Below are 3,087 nucleotides of genomic sequence, written 5' to 3' on the forward strand. Positions count from 1 at the left end.
CACCTGTCGGTGCTGATGGGCGCCAGCTACGGCGCCGGTCACTACGGCATGTGCGGCCGCTCGCCGACCCGGACCTCGGCCCCAACGTGATCTTCTTCGACCCGTCCTCCCCCGACATCCAGGGCCGGCTGGACCAGATCTTCCGCCAGCAGGAGTCGGCGCAGTTCGGCACCGGCCGCTACGCGCTGCTCTTCAAGCCCGGCACGTACAACGGCCTCAACGCCCAGCTCGGCTTCTACACCTCCATCATCGGCCTCGGCCTGTCCCCCGACGACACGCACTTCAACGGGGACGTGACCGTGGACGCCGGCTGGTTCCAGGGCAACGCGACCCAGAACTTCTGGCGCTCGGCCGAGAACCTGTCGCTCAGCCCCGTCAGCGGCACCAACCGCTTCGCCGTCTCCCAGGCCGCGCCCTTCCGCCGCATGCACGTACGCGGCAACCTCAACCTCGCGCCCGACGGCTACGGCTGGGCCAGCGGCGGCTACATCGCCGACAGCCGCATCGACGGCACCGTGCAGCCGTACTCGCAGCAGCAGTGGTACACCCGCGACAGCAGCATCGGCGGCTGGCTCAACGCCGTGTGGAACATGGTCTTCTCCGGCGTCGAGGGCGCGCCGGCGCAGTCCTTCCCCGAGCCGCCGTACACCACCCTGGACACCACGCCGGTCTCCCGCGAGAAGCCGTTCCTCTACATCGACGGCGCGGACTACCGCGTCTTCCTCCCCGCGCTGCGCCGCAACGCCCGCGGCACCACCTGGGGCGGCGGCAGCCCGCAGGGCGAGTCGCTGCCGCTGTCCGACTTCCACATCGTCAAGGAGGGCGCCACCGCGGCGAGCATCAACGCCGCGCTCCAGGAGGGCAAGCACCTGCTGCTCACCCCGGGGATCTACCACATCGACGCGCCGATCGAGATCGACCGGGCGAACACCGTGGTCCTCGGCATCGGCTACCCCACGATCATCCCGGACGGCGGCGTCGCCGCCATGAACGTCGCCGACGTCGACGGGGTACGCCTCGCCGGCTTCCTGCTGGACGCCGGGCAGCAGAACTCCGACGTGCTGCTCCAGGTGGGCCCCGAGGGCTCGTCGGCGGCCCACGAGAGCAACCCGACCACGCTGCAGGACGTGTTCATCCGCATCGGCGGCGCGGGCCCGGGCAAGGCGACCACCAGCATGGTGATCAACAGCCGGCACGTGGTCGTCGACCACACCTGGGTGTGGCGCGCGGACCACGGCGACGGCGTCGGCTGGGAGACCAACCGGTGCGACTACGGCGTCGTCGTCAACGGCGACGACGTGCTGATGACCGGGTTCTTCGTGGAGCACTTCAACAAGTACGACGTGCAGTGGAACGGCGAGCGCGGCCGGACGATCTTCTTCCAGAACGAGAAGGCGTACGACGCCCCGAACCAGGCCGCCATCCAGAACGGCGACCTGCGGGGCTACGCCGCGTACAAGGTCGCCGACGACGTCACCCAGCACGAGGGCTGGGGCATGGGCAGCTACTGCTACTACAACGTCGCCCCGGACATCGTGCAGGAGCACGGCTTCGCCACGCCGACGGGCTCCGGGATCAAGTTCCACAACATCATGGTGGTCTCGCTCGGCGGTCAGGGGCAGTACGCCCACGTCATCAACGACCACGGCAGTCCCACCTCGGGTACGGACACGATCCCCTCCAAGGTCGTCGCCTACCCCTGAGCCGCACCGGCGGGTGCGCAAGCCCCGCCCCCGGTCCTGCGGACACCGGGGGCGGGGCGGGGGGGTCGCCGGACCGCGGCGGCCCCCGGGGCGCGCGGTGCGGGTCAGGACGACTCGCGTACGACCAGGGTGGGGCGGAAGACCACCGAGGGGGGCGCGGCGCCGGGTTCCCTGATCTGGCGGAGCAGCAGCCGCGCCATCTCGCAGGCCATGTCCTCCACCGGCTGCCGCACCGTCGTCAGGGCCGGCTCCGACGCCTCGGCCGCCTCGCTGTCGTCGAACCCGACCACGCCCACGTCCTCGGGCACCCGGCGACCGGCGCGGAGCAGCACCGGGACCACGCCCAGCGCCATCAGGTCGGAGGCGACGAACACCCCGTCGAGGCCGGGGTGGTCCGCGAGCAGCCGGCGCATCGCCGCGGCGCCGCCGGCGCGGGTGAAGTCGCCCTCCGCCCACGGGAGTCCGGTCACCCCCAGCGCGGCGAGCGCGCCGCGGAAACCCTCCAGCCGCTCCTGCGCGGCCGGCATGTCCTGCGGTCCCGCCACCGTGCCGATCAGCCGGCGCCCCTGGGCCACCAGGCGCTCCGCGGCGAGTTGCGCGCCGGCGCGCTGGTCCACCTCGACGTACGGCAGCGCCGCCGACCGCCCCGGGCGGCCCGCCAGGACCGTGGGCAGCGCCGTTTCGGAGAGCATCCGCGGCAGCGGGTCGTTCGGGTCCGAGGAGATGAGGACGACGCCGTCGACGTGGCCCTGCCGCAGGTACGTGAGCACCTGCCGGCGCGACGCCTCGTCGTCGGCGACCATCAGCACGGTCTGCATGCCGGCCGGGCGCAGCACCTGGAGCAGCCCGCTGACAACGCGGCCGAAGTGCGGGTCGGTGAACATCCGGCCGATGAACGGCGTGGCGAGCTGCCGCTGTTCGCGCTCGGAGACCACCAGCGCCACGGAGTCCGTGCGCCGGGTCACCAGGGAGCGGGCGGCGCGGTTCGGCGCGTAGCTGGTGGCGGTGATCGCCTCCTCCACCTTGCGGCGCAGCGCGGCGTCGACGGTGGGCGAGCCGTTGATGACCCGGGAGGCCGTCGCCCGGGACACCCCCGCCACCCGGGCCACGTCCTCCAGGGTGGCGGGGCGGCCGGGCCGCCGAGCTTCTGTTGCCATGCAGCCTTTATACCGTCCGGCGAAAGGAGGTCAGAGAGCGCTCCCCCATTCGACCACCGCACGCGGGCAGCCCCCTTGACGGGCCGGTGGCGGCCCGCCATCCTCACCGACGAGAGAGCGCTCTCTCCGGCTCGTGAACCCCGCAGCACCATGCCAGGCAACGCAGCCCCCACCTGAGGAGAGCCACGATGCACTCCCCCACCCGCAGACGCACGCACCTCGCCGTC

The 3,087-nt window shown here is 72.3% G+C and carries 2 protein-coding genes; one reads left to right on the plus strand and one right to left on the minus strand.

Annotated elements, in window-relative coordinates:
• Positions 1 to 50 precede the first annotated feature (50 nt).
• Positions 51 to 1,703, plus strand: coding sequence for a pectate lyase-like domain-containing protein (locus tag H5J30_RS24115; RefSeq protein ID WP_374101018.1), 1,653 nt, complete (start codon positions 51 to 53; stop codon positions 1,701 to 1,703).
• Positions 1,704 to 1,807: 104 nt separating this feature from the next.
• Here H5J30_RS24115 and H5J30_RS24120 read toward each other — a convergent pair whose 3' ends face one another.
• Entirely contained in the window at positions 1,808 to 2,860 is a 1,053-nt protein-coding gene (locus tag H5J30_RS24120) for a LacI family DNA-binding transcriptional regulator (protein ID WP_181789470.1), read from the minus strand.
• Between the last annotated feature and the right edge of the window lie 227 nt (positions 2,861 to 3,087).

It is taken from the genome of Streptomyces phytophilus (genome assembly GCF_013870535.1).
Taxonomy (GTDB): Bacteria; Actinomycetota; Actinomycetes; order Streptomycetales; family Streptomycetaceae; genus Streptomyces; species Streptomyces phytophilus.